General features: G+C 36.2%; 25 protein-coding genes. 8 read left to right on the forward strand and 17 right to left on the reverse strand.

Annotation, left to right across the window (positions count from 1 at the left end):
* Positions 1-53 precede the first annotated feature (53 nt).
* The 11 genes from hslU to sucC all read right to left on the reverse strand — a co-directional run bounded on the left by hslU (position 54) and on the right by sucC (position 9812).
* Complete coding sequence (gene hslU / locus GYM76_RS07510; RefSeq protein WP_065734269.1) at positions 54-1382, reverse strand: HslU--HslV peptidase ATPase subunit; 1329 nt, start codon at positions 1380-1382, stop codon at positions 54-56.
* 28 nt (positions 1383-1410) lie between these two features.
* Positions 1411-1938 (reverse strand): ATP-dependent protease subunit HslV, encoded by a 528-nt coding sequence (hslV, locus tag GYM76_RS07515; protein WP_065562241.1) that lies wholly within the window; start codon positions 1936-1938, stop codon positions 1411-1413.
* A 165-nt stretch (positions 1939-2103) separates the two neighbouring features.
* Positions 2104-3129: a cell envelope integrity protein TolA gene (gene tolA / locus GYM76_RS07520; RefSeq protein ID WP_370632545.1), complete on the reverse strand. Its 1026-nt coding sequence runs from the start codon at positions 3127-3129 to the stop codon at positions 2104-2106.
* A gap of 17 nt (positions 3130-3146) precedes the next feature.
* Positions 3147-3566, reverse strand: coding sequence for a colicin uptake protein TolR (gene tolR / locus GYM76_RS07525; protein ID WP_086364301.1), 420 nt, complete (start codon positions 3564-3566; stop codon positions 3147-3149).
* A 2-nt stretch (positions 3567-3568) separates the two neighbouring features.
* Entirely contained in the window at positions 3569-4249 is a 681-nt protein-coding gene (gene tolQ / locus GYM76_RS07530) for a protein TolQ (protein ID WP_065734266.1), read from the reverse strand.
* Positions 4250-4645, reverse strand: a complete 396-nt coding sequence (gene ybgC / locus GYM76_RS07535; RefSeq protein WP_220225068.1) for a tol-pal system-associated acyl-CoA thioesterase — start codon at positions 4643-4645, stop codon at positions 4250-4252. It abuts the gene before it with no gap.
* A gap of 166 nt (positions 4646-4811) precedes the next feature.
* Positions 4812-4916: a cytochrome bd-I oxidase subunit CydX gene (gene cydX, locus GYM76_RS07540; protein WP_065562246.1), complete on the reverse strand. Its 105-nt coding sequence runs from the start codon at positions 4914-4916 to the stop codon at positions 4812-4814.
* 9 nt (positions 4917-4925) lie between these two features.
* Positions 4926-6062: a cytochrome d ubiquinol oxidase subunit II gene (cydB, locus tag GYM76_RS07545; protein ID WP_065562247.1), complete on the reverse strand. Its 1137-nt coding sequence runs from the start codon at positions 6060-6062 to the stop codon at positions 4926-4928.
* 19 nt (positions 6063-6081) lie between these two features.
* Positions 6082-7653, reverse strand: a complete 1572-nt coding sequence (locus GYM76_RS07550; RefSeq protein WP_220225069.1) for a cytochrome ubiquinol oxidase subunit I — start codon at positions 7651-7653, stop codon at positions 6082-6084.
* 101 nt (positions 7654-7754) lie between these two features.
* On the reverse strand, positions 7755-8621 hold the full coding sequence (gene sucD, locus GYM76_RS07555; protein ID WP_220225070.1) for a succinate--CoA ligase subunit alpha: 867 nt from the start codon (positions 8619-8621) through the stop codon (positions 7755-7757).
* 24 nt (positions 8622-8645) lie between these two features.
* On the reverse strand, positions 8646-9812 hold the full coding sequence (gene sucC / locus GYM76_RS07560) for an ADP-forming succinate--CoA ligase subunit beta (protein WP_065562250.1): 1167 nt from the start codon (positions 9810-9812) through the stop codon (positions 8646-8648).
* 173 nt (positions 9813-9985) lie between these two features.
* Between sucC and fldA the strand changes: the two genes are divergently transcribed.
* The 5 genes from fldA (at position 9986) to cls (ending at position 13590) form a co-directional block, all read left to right on the forward strand.
* Positions 9986-10498 carry a flavodoxin FldA gene (gene fldA / locus GYM76_RS07565; protein WP_065562251.1) on the forward strand — a complete coding sequence of 171 codons (513 nt, stop codon included), beginning with the start codon at positions 9986-9988 and terminating at the stop codon, positions 10496-10498.
* A gap of 77 nt (positions 10499-10575) precedes the next feature.
* Positions 10576-11034, forward strand: a complete 459-nt coding sequence (fur, locus tag GYM76_RS07570) for a ferric iron uptake transcriptional regulator (protein ID WP_065562252.1) — start codon at positions 10576-10578, stop codon at positions 11032-11034.
* Positions 11035-11098: 64 nt separating this feature from the next.
* Positions 11099-11641: an inner membrane-spanning protein YciB gene (locus GYM76_RS07575; protein ID WP_220225071.1), complete on the forward strand. Its 543-nt coding sequence runs from the start codon at positions 11099-11101 to the stop codon at positions 11639-11641.
* Positions 11642-11668: 27 nt separating this feature from the next.
* A complete protein-coding gene (gene yciA, locus GYM76_RS07580; protein WP_065562254.1) occupies positions 11669-12121 on the forward strand; it encodes an acyl-CoA thioester hydrolase YciA in 453 nt (150 codons plus the stop codon).
* Positions 12122-12126: 5 nt separating this feature from the next.
* Positions 12127-13590: a cardiolipin synthase gene (gene cls / locus GYM76_RS07585; RefSeq protein ID WP_065734259.1), complete on the forward strand. Its 1464-nt coding sequence runs from the start codon at positions 12127-12129 to the stop codon at positions 13588-13590.
* A 49-nt stretch (positions 13591-13639) separates the two neighbouring features.
* Here cls and cpdA read toward each other — a convergent pair whose 3' ends face one another.
* A complete protein-coding gene (gene cpdA / locus GYM76_RS07590; RefSeq protein WP_220225072.1) occupies positions 13640-14470 on the reverse strand; it encodes a 3',5'-cyclic-AMP phosphodiesterase in 831 nt (276 codons plus the stop codon).
* Between the two features lie 162 nt (positions 14471-14632).
* The gene (gene nudF, locus GYM76_RS07595) at positions 14633-15256 is read right to left on the reverse strand and encodes an ADP-ribose diphosphatase (protein ID WP_220225073.1); all 624 of its coding nucleotides are present in this window, start codon (positions 15254-15256) and stop codon (positions 14633-14635) included.
* A gap of 138 nt (positions 15257-15394) precedes the next feature.
* Here nudF and tolC point away from each other — a divergent pair, with 138 nt between their 5' ends.
* Entirely contained in the window at positions 15395-16732 is a 1338-nt protein-coding gene (gene tolC / locus GYM76_RS07600; RefSeq protein WP_220225074.1) for an outer membrane channel protein TolC, read from the forward strand.
* 62 nt (positions 16733-16794) lie between these two features.
* On the opposite strand, the gene GYM76_RS07605 is transcribed toward tolC, so the two are convergent.
* On the reverse strand, positions 16795-17685 hold the full coding sequence (locus GYM76_RS07605) for a LysR family transcriptional regulator (RefSeq protein ID WP_065734255.1): 891 nt from the start codon (positions 17683-17685) through the stop codon (positions 16795-16797).
* 221 nt (positions 17686-17906) lie between these two features.
* On the opposite strand from GYM76_RS07605, the gene GYM76_RS07610 reads away from it, so the two are divergent.
* Positions 17907-18728 (forward strand): SDR family NAD(P)-dependent oxidoreductase, encoded by an 822-nt coding sequence (locus GYM76_RS07610; RefSeq protein WP_370632623.1) that lies wholly within the window; start codon positions 17907-17909, stop codon positions 18726-18728.
* Between the two features lie 144 nt (positions 18729-18872).
* Here the strand turns inward: GYM76_RS07610 and GYM76_RS07615 are convergent, their stop codons facing one another.
* Entirely contained in the window at positions 18873-20141 is a 1269-nt protein-coding gene (locus GYM76_RS07615; RefSeq protein ID WP_220225076.1) for a hypothetical protein, read from the reverse strand.
* A 743-nt stretch (positions 20142-20884) separates the two neighbouring features.
* Entirely contained in the window at positions 20885-22906 is a 2022-nt protein-coding gene (metG, locus tag GYM76_RS07620; RefSeq protein ID WP_220225077.1) for a methionine--tRNA ligase, read from the reverse strand.
* Positions 22907-23150: 244 nt separating this feature from the next.
* Here metG and apbC point away from each other — a divergent pair, with 244 nt between their 5' ends.
* A complete protein-coding gene (apbC, locus tag GYM76_RS07625) occupies positions 23151-24218 on the forward strand; it encodes an iron-sulfur cluster carrier protein ApbC (RefSeq protein WP_220225078.1) in 1068 nt (355 codons plus the stop codon).
* A 63-nt stretch (positions 24219-24281) separates the two neighbouring features.
* Here the strand turns inward: apbC and GYM76_RS07630 are convergent, their stop codons facing one another.
* Complete coding sequence (locus tag GYM76_RS07630) at positions 24282-24635, reverse strand: DMT family protein (protein WP_065734248.1); 354 nt, start codon at positions 24633-24635, stop codon at positions 24282-24284.
* Positions 24636-24655: the final 20 nt, after the last annotated feature.

Genomic DNA, 24655 nt, shown 5'->3' on the forward strand with positions numbered 1-24655 from the left:
TAAAAAAGGTGAGCTAAATAACTCACCTTTTTTTATTCAATTAATCTATTTGATTATAAAATGAATTTGCTCAAATCTTCATCAGCAACAAGTTTATCAAGATGATCGCTGACATATTTAGCATCAATTGTAATGGTTTGACCACCCAATTCACTGGCTTCGAAAGAAACCTCTTCCATCAAACGTTCAAGCACAGTATGCAAACGGCGAGCACCGATATTCTCATTTTGTTCATTAACTTGCCAAGCAGATTCAGCAATTTTACGAATCCCATCTGGTGTAAAATCAATATTAACACCTTCTGTTGCCATTAATGCTTTATATTGCACTGTTAACGACGCATTAGGTTCCGTTAAAATACGCTCAAAATCTTCACTAGTTAATGCTTGTAATTCAACGCGAATTGGTAAACGTCCTTGCAGCTCAGGAATCAAATCTGAAGGACTTGCAGTTTGGAACGCACCTGATGCGATAAACAAAATATGATCAGTTTTTACTGAACCATGTTTAGTTGAAACAGTACAACCTTCAACAAGTGGTAGTAAATCACGCTGAACACCTTCACGTGAAACATCAGGACCAGATGAATTACCACGCTTACACACCTTATCGATCTCATCGATAAACACAATACCATTTTGCTCGACAGCTTCAATGGCTTCGTGTTTAAGATCATCGGGATTAACCAATTTAGCAGCTTCTTCTTCAATTAGCTGTTTCAAGGCATCTTTGATCTTCATTTTACGAGCTTTGGTTTTTTGACCACCTAAATTTTGAAACATTGACTGAAGTTGGTTGGTCATCTCTTCCATACCTGGCGGTGCCATAATTTCAACACCAATATTAACGCCAGCTATTTCAATCTCAATTTCCTTATCATCAAGAGCGCCTTCACGTAATTTTTTTCTAAATGCTTGTCTAGCAGTTGAATCATTATTGTTTTCAACTTGTCCCCAACCATCTTTTGCTGGCGGTACTAGCACATCTAAAATACGTTCTTCAGCTAATTCTTCTGCTCTATTACGATTTCGTTCAATTGCTTCTTGACGAATCATCTTAACAGCAGAATCGGTAAGATCACGAATGATTGAGTCAACTTCTTTACCTACATAACCAACTTCCGTAAATTTTGTGGCCTCTACTTTGATAAATGGAGCATGTGCAAGTTTAGCTAATCGTCTTGCGATTTCTGTTTTACCCACCCCTGTTGGGCCTATCATAAGAATATTTTTTGGGGTAACTTCATGACGTAATGCTTCATCAAGTTGCATACGACGCCAGCGATTACGTAAAGCAATAGCAACAGAACGTTTTGCTTTATCTTGTCCAATAATATGTTGGTTTAATTCGCTTACAATTTCGCGAGGAGTCATTTCAGACATAATAATATTTCTCTTAAATCAGTTTTAATTAGTAATTAAGCTCTTCAATAGTTTGGAAGTTATTGGTGTAAACACAAATGTCACCAGCTATTGATAGCGATTTTTGTACAATATCATGTGCAGATAATGAAGTATTATCTAATAAAGCTCTTGCAGCAGCTTGAGCATAAGGTCCACCAGATCCAATCGCAATCAGATCATCTTCTGGTTGAATAACATCCCCTGTACCAGTAATAATTAATGATGCGGTTTCATCAGCTACAGCAAGTAATGCTTCTAACTTACGCAACATCCTATCGGTTCGCCAATCTTTGGCTAGTTCAACTGCTGCTTTAGTTAAATGACCTTGGTGCATTTCTAATTTACGTTCAAATAATTCAAATAATGTAAAAGCATCTGCTGTACCTCCAGCAAATCCTGCTATCACTTTATTATTGTATAAACGGCGAACTTTTCGAGCATTACCCTTCATAATAATTCGTTCACCTAATGTAACTTGCCCATCGCCTCCAATAACGACTTGACCTTCACGACGGACACTGACAATTGTTGTCATATTCTGCTCCTTCTCTTACTAAAACACTTATTTCGGAATGAATAGAGAATATATTGGGATGATTAGTAAATTTTCAACATCTGATTATTAAAATGCGAAATATTTATTTATTAATAGATGGAATAGTTAAATATGGTATTGAGATTTAAGCAGTTCAGATCTTACTTATTTGGGTTGGAAATCAATAGTCATTGTTTTAACTTCATTGTATAACTTACTAGAAGGTTTTGGTATAACCGCTAATTTAGTAGCTGCTAAAGCCTCTCGACATAAATCAGCATCACCGCCTTTTGAGGTTACATTCAGCAATAAACCATCAGGCGCTATCTGGATTTGTAATGTACAAGTTTTTCCTCGATAAAGATTTTGCGGATTAATAAACTTATTGCTAATTGCATTTTGTACTAACGATCGATATTTATTTAATTCGCCATCTGAGACACCTCTACGACTAGCTGCACCACCGGAAACATCAGGAGAGCCTGATGTAAGACCGCCTAAGAGATCATTAAGCGCTTTATCCTTTTTTGCTTGCTCAGCCCTTTTTGCAGCTGCGGCCTTTTCGGCGGCAGCTTTCTCGGCAGCGGCTTTTTCTGCAGCGGCTTTCTCTGCAGCAGCCTTTTCTGCAGCGGCTTTCTCAGCAGCAGCCTTTTCTGCAGCGGCTTTTTCTGCGGCAGCCTTTTCTGCAGCGGCTTTCTCAGCAGCAGCCTTTTCTGCAGCGGCTTTTTCTGCGGCAGCCTTTTCTGCAGCAGCTTTCTCTGCAGCAGCCTTTTCTGCAGCAGCTTTCTCGGCAGCGGCTTTTTCAGCAGCAGCTTTTTCGGCAGCGGCTTTTTCAGCGGCAGCTTTTTCGGCAGCGGCTTTCTCAGCAGCAGCCTTTTCAGCAGCAGCTTTTTCGGCTTCGGCTTTTTCGGCTAATTCTTTAACTTGTTTGTCTAATTGCTCTTGACGCTGTTGATTTGCTTTTTCCTGATTAACTTGCGCCTGCAATTGTCTTTGATATTGTTCGGTCATAACTGACGGATCAATCATGATTGCGTCAATAGAATTACCATTAATGCTACCGTAATTTTCTCCATTATCATCAGGAATAAATTGATATCCTAAAACAATAATCAATATACCATGTAAAATAATGGATATGATAACTGGTAGACTTAGTTTTGATCTTAACTTGTTAGACATTGCTGACATTTTTTATAATTATTAATTTAAATTGGTTGAGTCATCAAACCGACAGATTTAACACCCGCAGATTGAAGCAAATTCAAAGCTTTTATAATTTCTTCATAAGGAACTTGTTTAGCTCCACCGACTAAAAATACTGCTTTATCATTTAATGACATTTGCTGTTTAACTTCTGCAACAATTTGCTCTTGAGGTATATTCGATTGTCGATTTTGATCAATAATTATTGCATAAACACCAACTCCGGAAACCTCAATAATAATTGGTTTATTATCGGAAGGTGAAACAGTTTTTGACTCTGTCGCTTCAGGCAGATCAACTTCAACACTTTGACTAATAATTGGGGCTGTCGCCATAAAAATCAATACTAATACAAGCAATACGTCAAGTAACGGTACAATATTGATTTCTGATTTGGTTGAATAGCGTGAACGTCTACTCATAATTATTTCCTAACAGCTACTGCTTGACGTTGTAAAATTGTAGAAAACTCATCAATGAAGTTCAAATAGTTTTGTTCCATTCGACTTACACTTAATGATAATCGATTATATGCTAATACCGCTGGAATCGCCGCAAACAAACCAATAGCTGTTGCAATTAACGCTTCCGCAATACCTGGTGCAACCATTTGTAATGTAGCTTGCTTAACTGCGCCAAGTGAAATAAAGGCATGCATAATACCCCAAACAGTACCAAAAAGACCAATATATGGACTGATTGAACCGACTGTTCCTAAGAATGGGATATGCAATTCTAAGTTATCTAATTCACGATTCATTGCTAAACGCATTGAACGAGATGCGCCATCTAATGCAGCTTCAGGCATATTTGGATTAATTTGATATAAACGAGAAAATTCTTTAAATCCCGAATAGAAAATATGTTCTGTGCCACAGATCTCTTCTTTATTGAATTTTGCTTTATCAAAGAGCACATTTAAGTCTTCGGCAGACCAAAAACTATCGTCAAACTGTTCGACTTGTTTTTTTGCTTTGCTTAAAATTTTGCTACGTTGGAAAATGATAGCCCAAGACATTACCGAAAATGCTAATAACAATAACATAACACCTTGTACTAAAAGTCCAGCTTGTAAAAATAGATCAATAATATTGAGATTATCCACTTAAATTAACTCCAAAACTAATAACTTGGGAAGCGCACACGGCTTCATTTTAGTCATATTGACACAAGCAATAACGACATCAGCGCTGCTGATAATTTGCTTATTCTGGTTTAAAATTGTCTGTTTAAAAATAATAGACGCCTTACGAATTTGCTCAACCTTAGTGCTGATAGTTAGCATGTCATCTAAACGGGCTGGAAAATCGTAGCTAATATCCATCTTTTTGACAACAAATGCAATACTTTCCTGTAATAACTTTTGCTGACTAATATCAAGATGTCTTAGCATTTCCGTTCTAGCTCGTTCAAAGAAGGCTAGATACCTAGCATGATAAACTACTCCGCCAGCATCTGTGTCTTCATAATAGACTCTTGCATTCCAATTGAATTGTTTCATATTTTATAATTTGAACAAAAAATTTGCGTCATTATATATGATTATAAAATTCGCTGCACTATGATATAAAAATAGTTAAATGAAAACAATTATCATTTGTTAATTATTTGTCTAATATACAGCCCTATAACTAAAAAGGTGGCAATTTGCCACCTTTTTATTTATTTTATGACTCTTTAGTTTCTTTATCGTTATTTTCAAGCCAAAGTCCTGTAACAACTGCAAGCATACAAGCTGCAATTAATCCTGCTAACCATAGAAAGTAATACATAATAAATCCTTAATAAAGTGAATGTTTATTATTTTCAATATGATTTTTATCTAAACGGCCAAACATCTTAATGTAACACCATGTGGTATAGAACAGAATGAGTGGTACAAAGATTAGTGCTACACCAAACATGATATTAAGTGTTAATTGGCTAGAAGATGCGTCCCAAATTGTCAAACTCGCATTTGGCATAATGCTTGAAGGAATGATGAATGGGAATGTCGCAATACCATATGTCAGTAATACACAAGCAATGGTTAGTGCAGAAGATAAAAACACTAATCCATTTTTATTTAAACTAGAAAATAAAATAGTAAATAAAGGTAATAAAACACCTAAAGCTGGTACAACCCATAATATTGGATAGTTCATGTAATTTTTTAACCATGAAACATCTGTCGAAACAGTTTTGCTCAATGGGTTTGAAACACCATTAGGATCTATAGCGCTAGTTACCTCATAACCATGAATACCGAAGGCAACCCAAACTCCAGCTAATACAAATGCAATTAACATAATTAAACTAGCTATTTGAGTTGCTTTTCTTGCTCTTAAATAAAGTTCACCAGAAGTTTTCATTTGCAACCAAGCACCACCATGAGCAACGATTAACATTAAACTCACAACACCTGCTAATATTGCAAATGGGTTAAGTAAACCAAAAAATGAACCATCATAAAAAGAGCGATAACTATTATCAAATCTAAATGGAACGCCTTCTAACAAGTTTCCGAATGCAACACCGAAAACAAGAGCAGGAACAAAGCTACCTAAAAAGATTGCAATATCCCACATATTACGCCATTTAGAATTTTCTAATTTACTACGATAATCAAACCCAATTGGTCTAAAAAACAGTGCACATAACACCAAAATCATCGCAATATAAAATCCGGAAAAAGATACCGCATAAGCCATCGGCCAAGCAGCAAAAATACCTGCACCACCAGTAATTAACCAAACTTGGTTACCATCCCAGTGCGGTGCTATTGCATTTATCATAATACGGCGTTCAGTATCAGTTTTGCCAATAAATGGTAGTAAGATACCAACACCCATATCAAATCCATCGGTGACAACAAAGGCGATTAACACAACGCTAATCAGCACCCACCAGGTGACTCTTACAATTTCATAATCAATCATTGTATATACTCCCTATGCCTTATTCTGATATCGATTGTGTTTTTTCATAATGATAGCTGCCAGTACCTAAAGAGCTTGGTCCTAATCGAGCAAACTTAAACATTAAGAACATCTCAGCAACTAAGAACATTGTATAAAGTCCACAAATAAGAACCATAGTGAATAGTACTTCACCTGGAGTTAATGATGAATTAGCTACTCCAGTTGGCAATATGTCTTGAATTGCCCAAGGTTGACGACCATATTCTGCAACAAACCAACCACATTCACATGCTAACCAAGGGAATGGGAGTGATAAAAGAAGTAAACGGCATAACCAACGTTTTTCACCAATTTTATTTTTGTAAGTTGACCATAAAGCAAGGCCAGTACCTAAAATCATTAATAAACCAAAGCCAACCATTCCTCTAAATGCCCAGAATAAAGGCCATACAGCTGGGATTGAATCTTCAGTCGCTGCTTTAATATGTTCTTCAGTAGCTTCTGGAATTGTTAGGTTATCTTTATCGGTAAAACGTTTAACTAGGTAACCATAGCCTAAATCAACTTTATTATCTTCAAAGGCTTTTAAAACCGCAGGGTCTTTATCGCCTTTTTGAATTTTTTCTAAACTAGAATAAGCGACAATACCATTACGAATTCGAGTCTCATTATCCGCTAAAATATCTTTTAAACCAGTTACTTTGGTATCTAATGAGCGAGTTGTCATAATTCCCATCACATAAGGAATTTCAACCGCAAACAAGTTCTCTTTTTTCTCTTGTGAAGGGAACGCTATAACGTTGAACGATGCAGGTGCTGGTTGAGTTTCCCATTCAGCTTCAATTGCAGCTAATTTAACCGGCTGTACAGTAGTCATTTCATGACCAGCTTCATCACCCATAATAGCGACCACAATTGACATAATAAAACCAAATACTGCAGCTACAGCAAAAGAGCGCTTAGCAAATGGTAAATCACGTTTTTTGAGTAAATAATATGAACTAATACTTAAGACAAAAATAGCACCAGTTAAATAACCCGCTGCTACGGTGTGAACGAATTTATATTGAGCAACAGAATTGGTAATTAACTCAAAAAAACTTTGCATTTCCATTCTTGAGTTAATCGGATTAAAGTCTGAACCGACAGGGAACTGCATCCAACCATTGGCAACTAAAATCCAGAGCGCAGAAAGATTAGAACCAAAAGCCACGCACCAAGTGACCATTAAATGCTTGCCACGGCTTAATCTATCCCATCCAAAAAAGAATAAACCAACCATGGTTGATTCTAAGAAAAATGCCATTAATCCTTCTATTGCAAGCGGTGCACCGAAAATATCACCTACATAATGCGAATAATAAGACCAATTTGTACCAAACTGAAATTCCATAGTTAAACCAGTAGCAACACCAACAGCGAAGTTGATACCAAATAGTTTACCCCAGAATTTAGTCATATCTTTCCAGACTTGCTTACCACTAACAACGTATACCGTTTCCATAATTGCAAGCATAAACGCCATACCAAGCGTTAATGGTACAAAAATAAAATGATACATCGCAGTGAGTGCAAACTGAAGGCGTGACAGTTCTACTATATCTAACATAAAGCGCTCCCTTATCCTTAAATGCCCACAAATTTTGTAACGTTATTATTGTACAACAAAATTTAATGAATAAAAATTGATTAATGTCAAAAAAATAAAACTTAAAAATGTTTTTTTATTGCTTCACCAATTTGCGCTAAGCTACTTACAACAGTAACACCTGCTGATTGCAGTGCTTTAGTTTTTTCTGCTGCAGTACCTTTATTGCCAGAAATGATTGCACCTGCATGTCCCATACGTTTGCCGGCTGGGGCCGAAACACCAGCTATATAAGCAACCACAGGTTTAGTAACATTATGTTTAATATAGTTGGCGGCTTCTTCTTCTGCGCTACCACCAATTTCACCAATCATAACTATTGCTTCTGTTTTAGGATCTTGTTGGAGTAATTTTAATATTGAAATAAAATCACTGCCGGGAATGGGATCACCACCGATTCCGACGCAAACGGATTGGCCTAATCCAATATCGGTTGTTTGTTTAACTGCTTCATAAGTTAGCGTACCTGAACGCGAAACAATCCCAACTTTACCAGCTAAATGAATATGTCCAGGCATGATACCAATTTTACACTCATCAGGAACAATAATTCCTGGGCAATTTGGACCAATCATCACAACATCATTTTGGGTTAATTTTTCTTTAACAATAAGCATATCCATGGTTGGAATGCCTTCTGTAATACAGACGATTAATTTTATACCTGCATCAATGGCTTCTAAAATTGAATCTTTACCAAATGCAGCGGGAACATAAATAACGGTTGCAGTTGCACCTGTTGTTTCAACCGCTTCTTTAACAGTATTAAAAACAGGTAAACCTAAATGTGTCGTACCACCTTTGCCTGGTGTTACGCCACCAACTAATTTAGTACCATAAGCCAGTGCTTGTTCAGAATGGAATGTACCTTGGCTGCCAGTAAATCCCTGACAAATAACTTTTGTATCTTTATTAATCAAAATTGACATAGTAATTATTCTCCACCCATTCTCTTATTGTGCAACACTGACGATCTGTTGGGCTGCATCGACTAAACTTTTTGCGGTAATAACATTTAATTTACTTTTAGCTAAAATATCTCTTGCTAGTTCTGCATTATTACCTTCAAGACGAACGACAACAGGAACAGTCAAACCTATTTCCTTAATTGCATCAATAATGCCATTAGCAATAAGATCGCAGCGAACAATACCACCAAAAATATTGACTAATATTGCTTTCACATTTTTATCAGAAAGTATCAATTTAAAGGCTTCGGCAACCCGTTCTTTTGTCGTGCCACCACCAACATCTAAAAAGTTTGCTGGCTCACCACCATAAAGTTTAATCATATCCATAGTTGCCATAGCAAGGCCTGCGCCATTAACCATGCAACCAATATTGCCATCTAAAGATACATAGCTAATGCCTTGTTTAGCCGCTATCGACTCCCGTTCGTCTTCCTGTGTAGTATCTCTTAATACGACTAAATCAGGATGTCTAAACATAGCATTATCATCTAGCACAACTTTAGCATCTAGACAGATTAACTCCTGTGTATCGGTAATAACTAAAGGATTGACTTCTGCTAAAGAAACATCTTTTTCAATGAAAAGATTAGCAAAATTAACAAATAATTTAGCAAATTGATTGACTAATTTACCGGTTAAACCAAGTTTAAAAGCTAACTCTCGGCCTTGATATCCGCATGGTCCTGTTAAAGGGTCGAGTGATATTTTATGAATTAAATGTGGCGATTGCTCAGCGACTTTTTCGATCTCAACACCACCTTCGGTAGATGCCATAATCACAATGCGTTTTGTACTACGATCAACAACCGCCCCTAAATAAAGCTCTTTCTCTATATTAGACGCTTTTTCAATTAAAATTTTATTAACTGGTTGCCCTTTAGACGTTGTTTGATAAGTCACTAAATATTGACCTAACCATTTTTCAGCAAACAATCTAATTTCATTAAAATCTTTAGTACAAATTACCCCACCTGACTTACCACGTCCACCTGCATGAACTTGGCACTTTGCTACCCAAGCATTAGATTGAGAAGAGAGCTCAGCCAATGTATCTTGTATTTCATCGATTGAATTACACACATAACCTTCTGGCACTGGCAAATTATATTGTTTAAATAGGTGTTTTGATTGATACTCATGCAGATTCATAAATAATTCCGAAACGTCGATTGCCATAAAATAGTGGCTAATTTTAATTCAAGTTGAAAAAATTGTGTAGTAAATAATTACTTATGTTTGGAGTTATTGAGAATTATTGCTGATAACTACCGACAGTGTTATACTCAAAATATGTATATTGTAAAAACAGTAAAGGTAAAAATATGGCACAAGTTGGAATTTTTTTTGGTAGTGACACAGGCAACACAGAAAATGTAGCTAAACAAATCCAACAAATTTTAGGTACAGACAAAGCAGATCTTTTTGATATTGCAAAAACAACAAAAGAACATATCGAAAAATATGACTTCTTATTTTTTGGTATCCCAACTTGGTATTACGGCGAATCTCAAGCGGATTGGGATGATTTTTTTCCTAACTTAGAAAACGTTGACTTTAATGGCAAAACAGTCGCAATATTTGGCTGTGGTGACCAAGAAGATTATGCTGAATATTTTTGTGATGCAATGGGAACAATCCGCGATATTATCGAACCTAAAGGCGCAAAAATTGTTGGTCATTGGTCTACTGAAGGTTACAGTTTTGAAGCATCTAAAAGCTTAGTTGATGACAACCACTTTGTAGGTTTAGCCATTGATGAAGATCGCCAACCAGAATTAACAGAAGAAAGAATTAATAATTGGGTAAACCAAGTAAAAACCGAAATGAATATTTGATCTATCAGAGTGATTTATTTTATTTTCCGTTCATATTTTATAATATGCCTAATTAATTAACTAAATTGGAATGTAATATGACAAATCATGATAAAGATAACAATGCAGCACTCAAAAGTGCGGGTTTAAAGGTTACGTTACCGCGATTAAAAATTTTAGAATTACTACGCGATCCTTCATGCCAACACATTACTGTGGAAGATCTTTATAAAAAACTACTTGATATGGGCGAAGAGATTGGTCTTGCTACTGTATATCGTGTATTAAATCAATTTGATGATGCGGGTATTGTAACACGCCACAATTTTGAAGGAGGAAGAGCCGTTTTTGAGCTTGCCTCACAAAAACATCATGACCACTTAATTTGTTTAGATTGTGGAGAAGTTTTTGAATTTCGAGACGAAATTATCAACAAACGTCAAAAAGAAATTGCAGAGCAATATGGCGTGGAACTCACCTTTCATAGCTTATATCTTTATGGTCATTGCAAATCAGGTAACTGTAAAACTCATCCGGAACTTCATACAAAAAAATAAGCCTATTTAATAGGCTTTTCACTTATTGAGAACTCTTACTTTTATCTTTCAGGTTAATAATTAAATGAAGCAGCTATTAAATTTTATACCACTTATCGTCTTTTTTATATTTTTAACAATTTACGATATTTTTGTTGGCGTACAAGCCTTGATGGTTTCAGCAACCATCTCATTTTTAATTATTCTTGTTATGTATAAAAAAATTGATAAAGTCGAGCTCGTCTCCTATCTGATGATAATGATTTTTGGTGGCATAACACTTTATACGCAAAATCAAGACATAATTAAATGGAAAGTAACCATCATAAACTTCTTATTTGCTGCTGCATTATCTATTAGTCAGTTTGGTTTCAAAAAAAATCTACTACAAAAAATGTTAGGTAAAGAGATACATCTCGATATCGCTATTTGGAATAAACTCAACTTGATATGGATCGCTTTTTTTACGGTTTGCGGTTCATTTAGCCTAGTTGCAACCTATTATGCATCAAGTGATTTCTTCTGGATCTTCAAAGTATTTATTTTACCGATTGCATCATTAGTCATGTCATTGATATCGGGCATTTACATCTATCGGCATATGAATAAAATGGCTGATAACGGATAAAAAAATATAAGTAGGAGTACTTTCAACATGACGCAAGACAACCCTAATGGACAACTCGTTTTACGCACTTTAGCCATGCCAGCAGACACCAACCCTCATGGCCATATATTTGGCGGGTGGATAATGTCACAAATGGATTTAGCCGGTGGTATTTTAGCTAAAGAAATTGCTAAAAGAAGAGTAGTAACAGTAAATGCAAGTAGTATCACCTTCTACAAACCAGCAATGGTTGGCGATGTTGTTTGTTGTTATGCTCATTGTATAAAAACCGGTACAACATCCATTACAATTGGTATTGAAGTTTGGATAAAAAAAATAACAGATGCTGACAATGCAACACAACGCTTCTGCATTACTGACGCGACATTTACTTATGTTTCTGTAGATAAACATAATAATCCAAAACCGTTGCCTGAAATATTTCAAAATTTCGATTGTACTAAAGACCCAATTAGTAAACTAAACTTAAGTTATAGCTGATAATTATGCAATTTACATCATTTCATGCCTTAGTAAGTACATTAATATTTCTTGTTTACTGGTTGCTTATTGTGTCAACCACCTTACGTATTGTCTTTAAAAGACGACCAACCACTTACGTAATCGCATGGATGTTAGTAATATATATATTACCTATAATTGGTGTCATTCTCTATTTTGCACTAGGTGAAGCTCATCTTGGGCAACAAAGAGCCAAACGTGCGCAAAAAATGCGCCCGACTATTACAAAATTTATTAATCGATTAAGTGCTTTTCCTGACATCTTTACCACCAAAGTCAGCCAGGTTAGCAAACCTATTTTTCAACTCTGTAAACATCAAACAGGTCTTGATGGGATCAGAGGCAACCACATTGAATTACTGAGCAATACCGATGCCATTTTTGACCAACTAATTCAAGACATAAATCAAGCCAAGTCAAATATCGAAATGGTCTTTTACATCTGGAACGAAGGTGGTAGAGCTGACGATGTTGAACAAGCGCTTATACAAGCCACACAACGAGGCGTCACCTGTCGCCTAATGATTGACTCAGCCGGTAGTCGACATTTTATTCGCTCCAAAGCCAGCCAAAGAATGCGAGACGCTGGCATAACCATCATCGAAGCATTACAAGTAAATCTATTAAGATTTATGTTTAGACGACTTGATTTACGACAACATCGAAAAGTCGCCATTATTGACAACTACATCTCATATACAGGTAGCATGAACATCGTAGATCCACGATTCTTCAAACAAAATAAACATGTTGGGGAGTGGGTTGATATCATGATCAGAATGTGTGGTCCAGTAACCACACTAATGGGTGCAATATACGCCAGTGACTGGGAGCTAGAAACAGGAAAATATTTAGCCCTACCTCAAATTACTGATTTCGCAGAGCCGCCAGAAGATAAAAAACATATTATGCAACTGATTGCTTCAGGTCCTGGTTATACTGAAAACATGATCCATCAGGTACTCTTAACCGCAATCTACTCAGCTCAAGAACAAATTATATTCACAACGCCATATTTAGTACCAAGTGATGATATTTTACATGCAGTATGTACAGCCGCTCAACGAGGTGTTGAAGTAATCATCATCGTACCTAAAAAGAATGATTCGCTAATGGTCAAATGGGCAAGTCGAGCATTCTTTTCTGAATTATTAAACGGTGGGGTTAAGCTTTATCAATTTAATGATAATTTACTCCATACCAAAAGTGTATTAATCGACAACCAACTTAGTTTAGTTGGAACCGTTAACTTAGATATGCGAAGTTTATGGCTCAATTTTGAAATCACAACGGTAATTGATGATGCACAGTTTGCAAAATCACTATCTACACTGTTAGAACAATATTTATCACAATCAGATAAAGTGGATATTGAAAAATGGAAAAAACGACCAATCTGGCAACGGATTGTTGAAAGACTATTTTATTTTTTTGCTCCATTGCTCTAAACAATCGTTGTAAAAATTAACGTTTGAGTAACCTTTGAAAAGATAGATATTAGTAACCTTTTTGCGAAACATCAGGCAAAAACAGATTATCTGCAATACGGAAAACGCTAGATTCAATTGTTCCATCTTCATTAAGCTTAATTTCACGCCAGCCTGGAGCTTCATCATTAGATAATTGAAACTCATAACAATTTGGCTTGAATTGAAAACAAGTAGATGGTGTAGAAAACGCGTGGCAATTATGCCAAACATGATCTTGTTGTTGATGAATATGCCCCCAACCAAGACCTTTTATTGAAGGAAATTTTTTAACGATTTCCTCAAGTTCATTACTATTTTTTAAAATATGCTCATCTAACCAATGACAACCCGAACTAATAGGATGGTGATGCAAAAAGACCATCACATTTTTATCAGTATGAGCTAATAACGTCTTTTCAAGAAATTGCAACTCAGATTGAGGTAACAAACCACATGCCTGACCAACAACTTGGCTATTTAAAAGCACAATCAACCAATTATCACCTAGCGATACCACTTTATTTTCAGCCAGTTGGTAATTCGAAAAAACTTCCTGCATATAACTAAAATTATCATGATTACCAGCCAACCAAACACATGGCGTATTAAACTGCTTAATCTGCTCGGCAAAGCGGGCATAGGATTTCTTCGAACCATCTTGCACAAAGTCACCTGTTGCAACGATCAAATCATACTTTCTATTACCGCGCTTAATTTCATTAATAACCGATAAAAAACTCGCATTTGACTTAATGCCTAATAAAGCACCATCCTCATCAGCAAACAGATGTGTATCAGTAATATGCAAAATATTTGCACAATGCTTATTCTTTATTTGAAGCGTTAAAAGTGACGCCAAAATCTACCTCAATAATTATATATATGAAATCATGCCAGCAATAGAATTGATATTGTGATCAACATCACAATTTTTTATTTTTAAATCATGATGTTATACTAAATTGTAAAATAAAATTTATTTTTAGGGAAGCAATAATTTCCTGAATTTAACAAAAATAGCTTATTTCCACTCATTTCTTAGTGTCGAATGATTAAGTTGTAACCATTGTAATGCAATAATTGATGCCGCATTATTAATTACGCCTTCTTCAACCCACTTATAAGCTTGCTCACGGCTGACTACATGAACCTTGATATCCTCGTTTTCTTCAGCTAAACCGTGCACACCTTTTGCGGTTGAAGCATCAACTTGACCAACCAAAACATGTAACTTCTCAGTTAAACCACCTGGTGATGCAAGATAACTAATAATTGGCTTACATTGCCCAACAACAATACCCGCCTCTTCCAAGGCCTCTCGTTTTGCTACTTCTTCAATCGACTCATTCTCATGATCCATCATCCCGGCAATCAACTCTAACATCCAAGGCGAATCTTCTGTCTCAATTGCAGCTATCCGAATTTGCTCAATAAGCACAACTTCATCACGCTTATCATCATATGCTAAAAGCACCACAGCATGGCCACGCTCCAGAATTTCGCGACTCACCACCTCACTGATTGAACCATCAAATTTACGGTATTGAAAACGGTATTCCAATAACGAAAAAAAGCCCTTATATAAAATGCGTTTAGTTAAATTAAAAACATCTTTCTTGTTATAAAGCACAGGTTTAAATTTCATATCAAATTCTCAATTTTAAGCTAAATTTTAATAAAAAGTGCGAATCACGAATAAGTATACTTTCTATATGCTAATTATCTGTTAAAATTATGCAATTGAAAATATTATTCTATTTTATTGCTTTTAAAGAGAAAATTAATGAAAAAAACTTTAACCTTTTTAATTGGCTTAGCATTAAGTCAATCTGTGTTTGCTGAAAACTTAGTACAGGTTTATGAACAAGCGAAACAAACCAACCCAGATCTACGCAGTTCATTAGCTGAAAAAGATAAAGCTTACTCAGCAATTTCAGGTTCTCGTGCAAGCTTACTTCCGCAAGTTGGCCTTAGTGCTTCTTATGGTGTATCACATGGACGTCGAGACGATAGCGGTGTTAAAACTAAAAACGGTAGCTTATACCAAGTTGGTGTATCACAAAGTATCTTTAATTTTTCTAATTGGAAAGCGTTAGATATCACCAAAAAACAAGCCACTATTGCGGATATCTCTTATCAATATCAAGGCCAAACATTAATTTTAAACACCTCAGTAGCCTACTTTAACGTATTAAAAGCTCTTGATGCATTAAGCTTCATCGATGCACAGAAAAAAGCAATTGGTCGTCAATTAGAACAAACTCGCCAACAACATCAAGTTGGTCTAGTTGCTATTACCGACGTACAAAATGCTCAAGCAAATTACGACTTAACTGTTGCACAACAAGTTAATGCATTAAATGATCTAAATAATGCGCTTGAAGCATTACGCCAAGTAAGTGGACGCTTCTATTCTCAACTTGCCAGCGTTGATACCAAAACCTTTAGAACTGAGCAACCAACTCAAATCAACACATTGTTAAAACAATCTGAAACCACTAATCTCAATTTATTAACAATGAAGTTAAACCAAGAGATTGCTCGTGACCAAATCAAAATGGCTCAATCCGGTTTTATGCCTACTGCTAGCTTAGAAGCATCAACCAACCTAAATAAAAGCGAGAGTTATGGTAATACCAATTACAAGCGTCAAAAAAAATATGCAGGTGATAACAAAATTGGGGTTAGCGTAAGCTTACCACTATTCTCTGGTGGCGCAACAGTATCACAAGTACAACAAGCACAACACAGCTTCGTAAGCTCAAGTGAAAAACTTGAAAGTACTAATCGTAGTGTGATTAACCAAATCCGCTCATCCTACAACAACATCTCATCATCGATCAGTGCGATTAAAGCTTATCAACAAGCGGTTGTTTCAGCACAAAGCTCATTAGAAGCAACCTCTTCTGGATACCAAGTAGGAACTCGTACTATCGTTGACGTACTTAACGCAACAACACAACTGTATAGCTCAAAACGAAATCTTTCTGACGCTAAATACAACTATTTAACAAGTTTATTACAGTTAAAATATGCAGTTGGAACCTTAACGGCAAGTGATCTAGATTACCTAAACAATATGTTAGGTAAAGAAGTAAGCACACTTGCAACAATAAAATAATTCAATAAAAATTAATAAAAAAGCGATCATCAGATCGCTTTTTTTATTTATCCAAATACTTATTAAGTCATCGCATTAATAATAAAATCGATAAAAATATTGAGCTTAGGCAACCGTTGCTTATCGGCGGTATACAACAAATGGACTTCCCTCGCCGGCGGTAAAAAATTTTGTAAAACTGGGATTAATTTATTTTGTTTAATTGACTCTCTCAACGTCGACTCAGGTAACATCGTAATACCTAACCCTTCAAGGGCGGCCACAGCTAGTGCTGCCGTATTATTACTTTGAAATGATCCTGTAATTGGAACATTAATCAATTCACCATTTATCTTAAACGGCCACAAATTATCTTTTTTGTTTGAATTAACATATTGATAGATCAAACATTGATGCTTTTTCAAATCATCGGGTACTGCTGGCACACCATAACGAGCCAAATAACTTGGCGATGCAGCAAAAATAAGTTGCAAATCACTAAGCTTTCTCGCAATTAATCCCGAATCACTTAAAGAACCGATTCGAAACACCACATCAAAATCATCTTTAACTAAATCAACATAACGATCGTTTAACTGAATATCAATATTCACCTTCGGATAACATTTCATAAAATGGCTAATAACCGGAACCAAATTAAATTGACCATAACTCACCGGTGCACTAATTCTTAAACGACCTTTCGGCTCCTTACTATATGTTTGTGCTAATGTCTTAGTATTCTTAATCTCACTTAAAATAAATAGACATCGCTCATAATACTGCTTGCCAAACTCGGTCAAATTTTGCGATCGCGTCGTTCTATTTAACAACTTCAAGCCCAAATAATTTTCTAAAAACAAAATATACTTCGCGACCATTTGTGGAGAGGTATTTAAAGAGATTGAAGTTGCAGCAAACGATCCGGTCTTAACCGTTATCACAAAAGCTTCCATACACTTAACTAAATCCATATTATCAACCTCCAGTTGTTAATAAATAAATTTTCACACTATTTATAGTCATTTTATATACAAATATAATACACATCATTAATTAAAAAAAGAAAATACTCTAAACAAAAAATTGTTATCATAAGTGGGAACTTTGATGTTCGCTGAACAATTTTAATGCAAGCAACTAAAATTGACTAATTAGGACATAGATACGGATATAAAAAGGATTCAAAATGGAAATGGAAATGGAAATGGATATCGAAACAAAAACAGAAATTATTAACACTGAAAAAAGATATACAGCCATCACTGGCGCTAGCTCAGGGATAGGTTACGCGACAGCAATAGCTTTTGCAAAAAGAAACAAAGACCTTATTATAATAGCAAGAAGAATTGAAAATTTAGAATCATTAAAAAACAAAATAGAAACAATCAACCCCGACATTGAAGTCATTATTAAAGTTTGTGATCTCACCAATACACAATCTCTCTACACATTATTTAATGAACTAAGAAATTACTTTATCGAAACGTGGATCAACAATGCTGGTTTTGGACATTATGGTAGTGTAAGTACACAAGAGTTAACTAAAATTGAGTCAATGCTCCACCTAAACATAGAAGCATTAACCATCCTATCAACCCTTTATGTACGTAAATACCATAATCACACCAACACACAACTGATTAACATCTCATCACGAGGTGGTTATACCATTGTACCTAACGCGGTAACCTATTGCGCCACCAAATTTTACGTCAGTGCCTTTACAGAAGGGCTTGCTCAAGAATTAATACAGACTAACGCAAAACTAAGAGCCAAAGTACTCGCCCCAGCAGCAACGCAAACTGAATTTGGCAAAAAAGCCAACAATGTCAGTGAATATAATTATGACAAAAGTTTTGCCAAATATCATTCTGCCGACCAAATGGCTGAATTCTTACTAGCGCTCTATGACAGTGATAAAACCGTTGGGGAAGTTGATACTAAAGATTTCTCATTCCAACTAAAAGACAGCCATTTTCCATATTCAGGCAACCCAGCAGAAAATCAAAAATAAAAGTTGAATATGGAAGGAACAATAAAGGGATTTTGGGGTTCAAAAACCCCGTTCCTCAACTTTTTTCAATAAAACACATAAAAATAAACCCGCCTAGGCGGGTGATTCAAACGTAACTAAAGATTGAGGATGAACAAATAAATACTAAGGATAGACGCAAAGCCCATAGAATCTGTTGTCGGTGTAATGGTAAAAGACAACTCCGTCTCTAGGTTTCACAACTCTTACAATCTCTGAGCCTCGACTCCAATACCAATTGGAAAGAAATTCAGCTTTGTAATAGCCGTCCTCAAGAGCACCCCACTCGGTAAAAAAACCTGCACCTATGCGACGTTGATAATAATTACCTGATGATGGGAAGTTGGCTCCTCGCTCATACGTTGAATTAGTTAAATCGACTACTCTTGGCATACTATAACCTATACGATTACACCAAGATACAGTATGCGAATAATCGAATTGTGCTTGGCCTCGGTTGACGAACCACTGTTTTAACTTAAATCCATATTTAACGACCGAATTACCTTTTCTGTCACGACCAATTAACTCAAATGTCTGAGGGAGACTAGGTCGATAAATACGGCGTGGATTTTCAGACCAATGCTGGGAGGAATCGGTTACAACGGGCCCCTTTAATGTAACACGTACTCCTGTATTTGTAGAATTGCTCATAGTAGCAGTTATACCTTCACGAGAAACAGGTTGCCAATACAAAGCCTTACTATTTCCACTAATGGCTAAATCAAAGTATAAACCATCAGCCCCAGTTGTCGGAAAATTTAAATCATAAGATGACTGCTCGGTTGATTGAGTAAGAAAACCTCTCTTAGGGTTCCACATCGAAGATGGACCAGCATATGAACCTGAACCGTAGCTTAGATTCGGCTTAGCAAAAAGAATTACTGGTCGTTCCTTAGGATTAATATAATATGTCACATTACTAGCACTGAAATAACCGTTTTTAGGAACCCCATAACGAGTCATTAATTTACCATTGGTACTAGTTAATATAACTTTATAAGGTGCCCTAGCAATTTCTAGTACAGCATTACGTGATACGGCTTGGTTATTTTTATCAAGGATAGATAAGCTTAAAGTACCATCAACAAGAATGTCACCATCCCCATCATCATCTCTCCAATAATTATAAGGAGGACCGATAAGAGTATTCAATGCGACTGAATTAGTATCAGTAGGAACCAACATACTAATATCGGTGAAACTCTGACCAGTAACTGGCAACTCAATTGGATAGTTATATGATGAAGAATTAGTTGATGGTGTATATTTAGTTCCGTCAGATAACTTAATCCAAAGCAAAGCGTTGATGTTAACAGCACGATTACGACCACCATCGAAAGTCAAATACGGCGCACTACCCTGTATCGCATTCCTAGTTGTCTGTGATGTCAATGCAAGACTCGAAAAAGGAAGGAAAAAGGCCACGAAAAAAACAATCTGCTGGGATAATTTGGAAAAGGATCGAAAGCAGGATCCGAAAAAGGACCGCGGAAGCGAACGCGCGAAAATTCGCAGAATTTCACTTGATTGCGTGGAAAAATAAGTTTCAGTGAAAAATTTAAGTTGGGAGTTGAAGTTAGAAGAATTTAAAAGATAGGTTGGCCATGTTGCCTGTTGCCTGTTGAAAATTATAATGCATTTTGGACTACCTTGTCAAGTAATTTTTTGATTTATTTGTAATTTTATACTTTTATATCAAATTTTAGCCTTGTAGCTAAAACCGTGTAAAAAGTATAGTGATTGGAAAAACACGATGCAACACTTTTTTTCACTCATTTACGTTAACTTTCGTAAAGATGTTCTAAAAGAAATCTAGTTTATAATTGATTAACTACTGTTTTAATTAGAGATATTTCAATTACAAATCTTTAAAATTAGAGCAATTGATCCTGAAAATTTTATTTTAGGGCTTTGAATTAGAAATTTAGTGATTTTGATATTTGAATAATTTTTTAAGTAAAATTTAAAACCTCAAAAACCCCGCTCCTCAACTTTTTTTGATATAAAACACCACAAAAGCCTTTTAAGTTGAGAGTTGAGTTGTTTATGCTGGGAGCCTATTTTACAATGCCAATATTATCCTAAATACATCTTAACAAGCATTTAACTTGTTAAGATGTCGATAATTTAGAGGACTACGAAATTCGCATACCCGGTTTTGCCCCGCTATCTGGTGATAATAGGTAAACACCTTCACTATCATCTTTACCGCTTGCACAAAGTACCATGCCTTCTGAGATACCAAAACGCATTTTACGCGGCGCTAAGTTAGCGATCATTATGGTTAGTTTACCGACTAAAACCGCAGGATCAGGATAGAACTGTTTGATGCCGGAAAATACGTTGCGAGTTTCATCGCCAATATCCAGTGTTAACTGCAATAATTTATCCGACCCTTCAACCACCGTGGCATTTTTAATTAACGCAACACGCATATCAACTTTGGCAAAGTCATCAAAATTGATAGTATCAGCAATAGGTTCTGCCACTTTTTCTTTGGCAGGTGTTGCTAAAACGCTTTTGGTTTCTTCAATCATAGCAGTAATTTTATCCATATCTATACGGTTAAACAGGGCTTTGAATTGGTTGATCGTGTGCCCAGTTAATGGTTTATCAATCGTGTCCCAGATTAATTGGCTGTTTAAAAACGCCTCACTGCGCTCCGCTAATGACGGCACGACTGGTTTTAAATAGGTCATTAAAATGCGGAATAGATGAATACCCATAGAACAAATATCTTGTAATGCTTGATCTTGTCCCTCTTGTTTAGCCACCACCCATGGCGCTTTTTCATCGATATAACGATTTGCTTCATCAGCCAATGCCATAATTTCACGAATTGCTTTACCGGATTCACGTTGTTCAAAATAATCAGCGATGACTTTTGATTTTTCAACGAATAAAGCATAAAGTTCCGGCTCTGCAAGATTGGCGGATAATTTACCACCAAAACGTTTACTGATAAAACCAGCCGAACGGGATGCAATATTCACCACTTTGTTAACTAAATCACTATTCACCCGTTGCACAAAATCTTCTAAATTTAAATCGATATCATCGATATGTGGCGAGAGTTTGGCTGCATAATAGTAACGCAAACAGTCAGGATCTAAATGTTTCAAATAGGTACTTGCTTGAATAAAGGTACCACGTGATTTTGACATCTTCGCCCCGTCGACAGTGACATAGCCATGCACAAAAATATTAGAAGGTTTACGATGTTCGCTACCGTCTAACATTGCCGGCCAAAACAGGCTATGGAAGTAGACAATATCTTTACCGATAAAATGGTAAAGTTCAGTGGTTGAATCTTTATTCCAAAACTGATCAAAAATCGGTTTGTTGTGTTTATTACAGTAATTGAGGAATGATCCCATATAACCGATTGGCGCATCTAACCAAACATAAAAATATTTGCCCGGTGCATCGGGAATTTCAAAACCAAAATATGGCGCATCCCGACTGATATCCCATGGTTGTAGGCCTGCTTCAAACCACTCTTGCATTTTGTTAGCCACTTGATCTTGCAATGTTCCTGATCGGATCCACGCTTGTAACATATCGGAAAACGCAGGCAAGTCAAAAAAGAAGTGCTCTGAATCTTTCATGATCGGCGTTGCACCCGATACCACTGATTGCGGATTAATTAAATCAATCGGATTATAAGTTGCACCACAAACTTCACAGTTATCGCCATATTGGTCTGGTGATTTACAGCGAGGGCAAGTCCCTTTAACAAAACGATCCGGTAAAAACATCTTTTTTTCGGGATCGAATAGTTGTGATATTACTTTGGTTTTAATATAGCCATTAGCCTTTAATCGTTTATAGATCTTTTCAGATATTTCCCGATTTTCAGGGCTATGGGTTGAGTGGTAATTATCGTAACTAATATTGAAACCGGCAAAATCACGTTGATGCTCAATTTTAACTTCATCTATCATCTGTTCCGGGGTGATGCCTAATTGCTGTGCTTTAAGCATAATTGGCGTACCATGAGCATCATCAGCGCAAATAAAATAGATCTCATTGCCACGCATACGTTGATAGCGTACCCATACATCTGCTTGAATATGTTCGAGCATATGACCTAAGTGAATTGCACCATTTGCATAAGGAAGCGCACAAGTTACTAATATTTTGCGTTGAGTTGTCATATCGAATTAATACCTTTTATTACATAATGGCGGAAATAGTACATCAATCGTGGGATTATCGCCAGATTTATGCCATAATTTGATAAAAATTCTTTATATACTTTGAGCGATATTGTGCAGGGAATGGTTATCATTCTATCAGAAAGAGTGATCACTCTTATCAAGTTAAAACAATATCGATAATCATATCTATTTGAAGCAATATGAGTATAAAACTTGTTGATAACAGTTAAGGCTAATAACCATGGAAGCAAAAAAAATTCTAGAGAATTTTACTCATCCCACTTTATCCAAAAATTTGATTGAGCTTGGCGCAATTACTCAATGTGAACAGGCTAACCAAGAACTGCTAATTAGCTTAGTGATGCCTTTTGCTTGGCAAACTGGCTTTGAAGACCTGAAAACAACAGTTACACCTCAGTTACTTAAGTTGGATGGGGTTGAAAAGGTTAATTGGAAGATTAACTATAATATTGCGACGTTAAAGCGGGCGAATAATAATCATCCTATCAATAATGTTAAAAATATTATTGCGGTAAGTTCGGGCAAAGGTGGAGTTGGTAAATCATCAACCGCGGTTAATTTAGCTTTAGCATTACAAAAGCAAGGGGCTAAAGTGGGGATTTTAGATGCGGATATTTATGGTCCTTCTATTCCTACCATGCTCGGCACCGAAAAAGAGCAACCAGTAACACCGGATAATAAACATATGTCACCAATTATGGCCTATGGTCTTGCGAGTAATTCTATTGGTTATTTGGTTGAGCCTGATAATGCTATGGTGTGGCGTGGACCAATGGCAAGTAAAGCATTGTGTCAGATTTTGGAAGATACGCTTTGGCCTGAACTTGATTATTTGATTATGGATATGCCACCTGGGACAGGAGATATTCAATTAACTCTAGCCCAAAATATTCCGGTTACTGCTGCTGTGATTGTGACGACGCCACAAGATATTGCTTTAATTGATGCCCAAAAAGGGATTGTGATGTTTAATAAGGTTAACATCCCTACCCTTGGTATTATCGAAAATATGAGTTATCACATCTGTGAAAATTGTGGGCATCACGAAGCGATTTTTGGTGAGGAGGGGGCTAAGCATTTGGCTGAAAAATATCATACGAAATTACTGGGTCAGATTCCTCTTCACCGTTTATTACGTCAAGATTTAGATTCCGGTAAGCCGACGGTTATTAGTCATCCTGATAGTGAGTTTACCCAGCTATATTGTCATATTGCCGCACAAGTTGCTAGTCAGCTTTATTGGCAAGGTGAAACCATTTTACCGGATATTTCATTTAAGGCGTTATAGTCGAAATGATATTGGTTGTTAGGCGTTAACAACCAATATCATCATGCGTGCTGTAGATTGGTTTTATGCTAAAATTTTATCTTTAAACATAAAAAAAACTGCACCAAGTAGACATAGCCCAGCCCAGATGTAATCAGTTTTGAATGGTTCTTTTAATATGTAAATTGAAAACGGAATAAATACAGATAGGCTAATCACTTCTTGAATAATTTTCAATTGCCCAGCACTGGCTACTTGAAAGCCGATACGGTTTGCAGGTACTTGTAGCAAATACTCAAATAATGCTATCCCCCAACTAACCAATACAGCCACAATCCAAGCTTGATTATGCAAAAAGCGTAAATGCCCATACCAAGCAAAAGTCATAAAAATATTACTACAGGTTAATAGACAAACTGTGATAAGAATTTGATTCATGATAGTTAATCGAAGAATGA

The sequence above is a fragment of the Gilliamella sp. ESL0443 genome (assembly GCF_019469165.1).
Lineage (GTDB): Bacteria > Pseudomonadota > Gammaproteobacteria > Enterobacterales > Orbaceae > Gilliamella > Gilliamella apicola_E.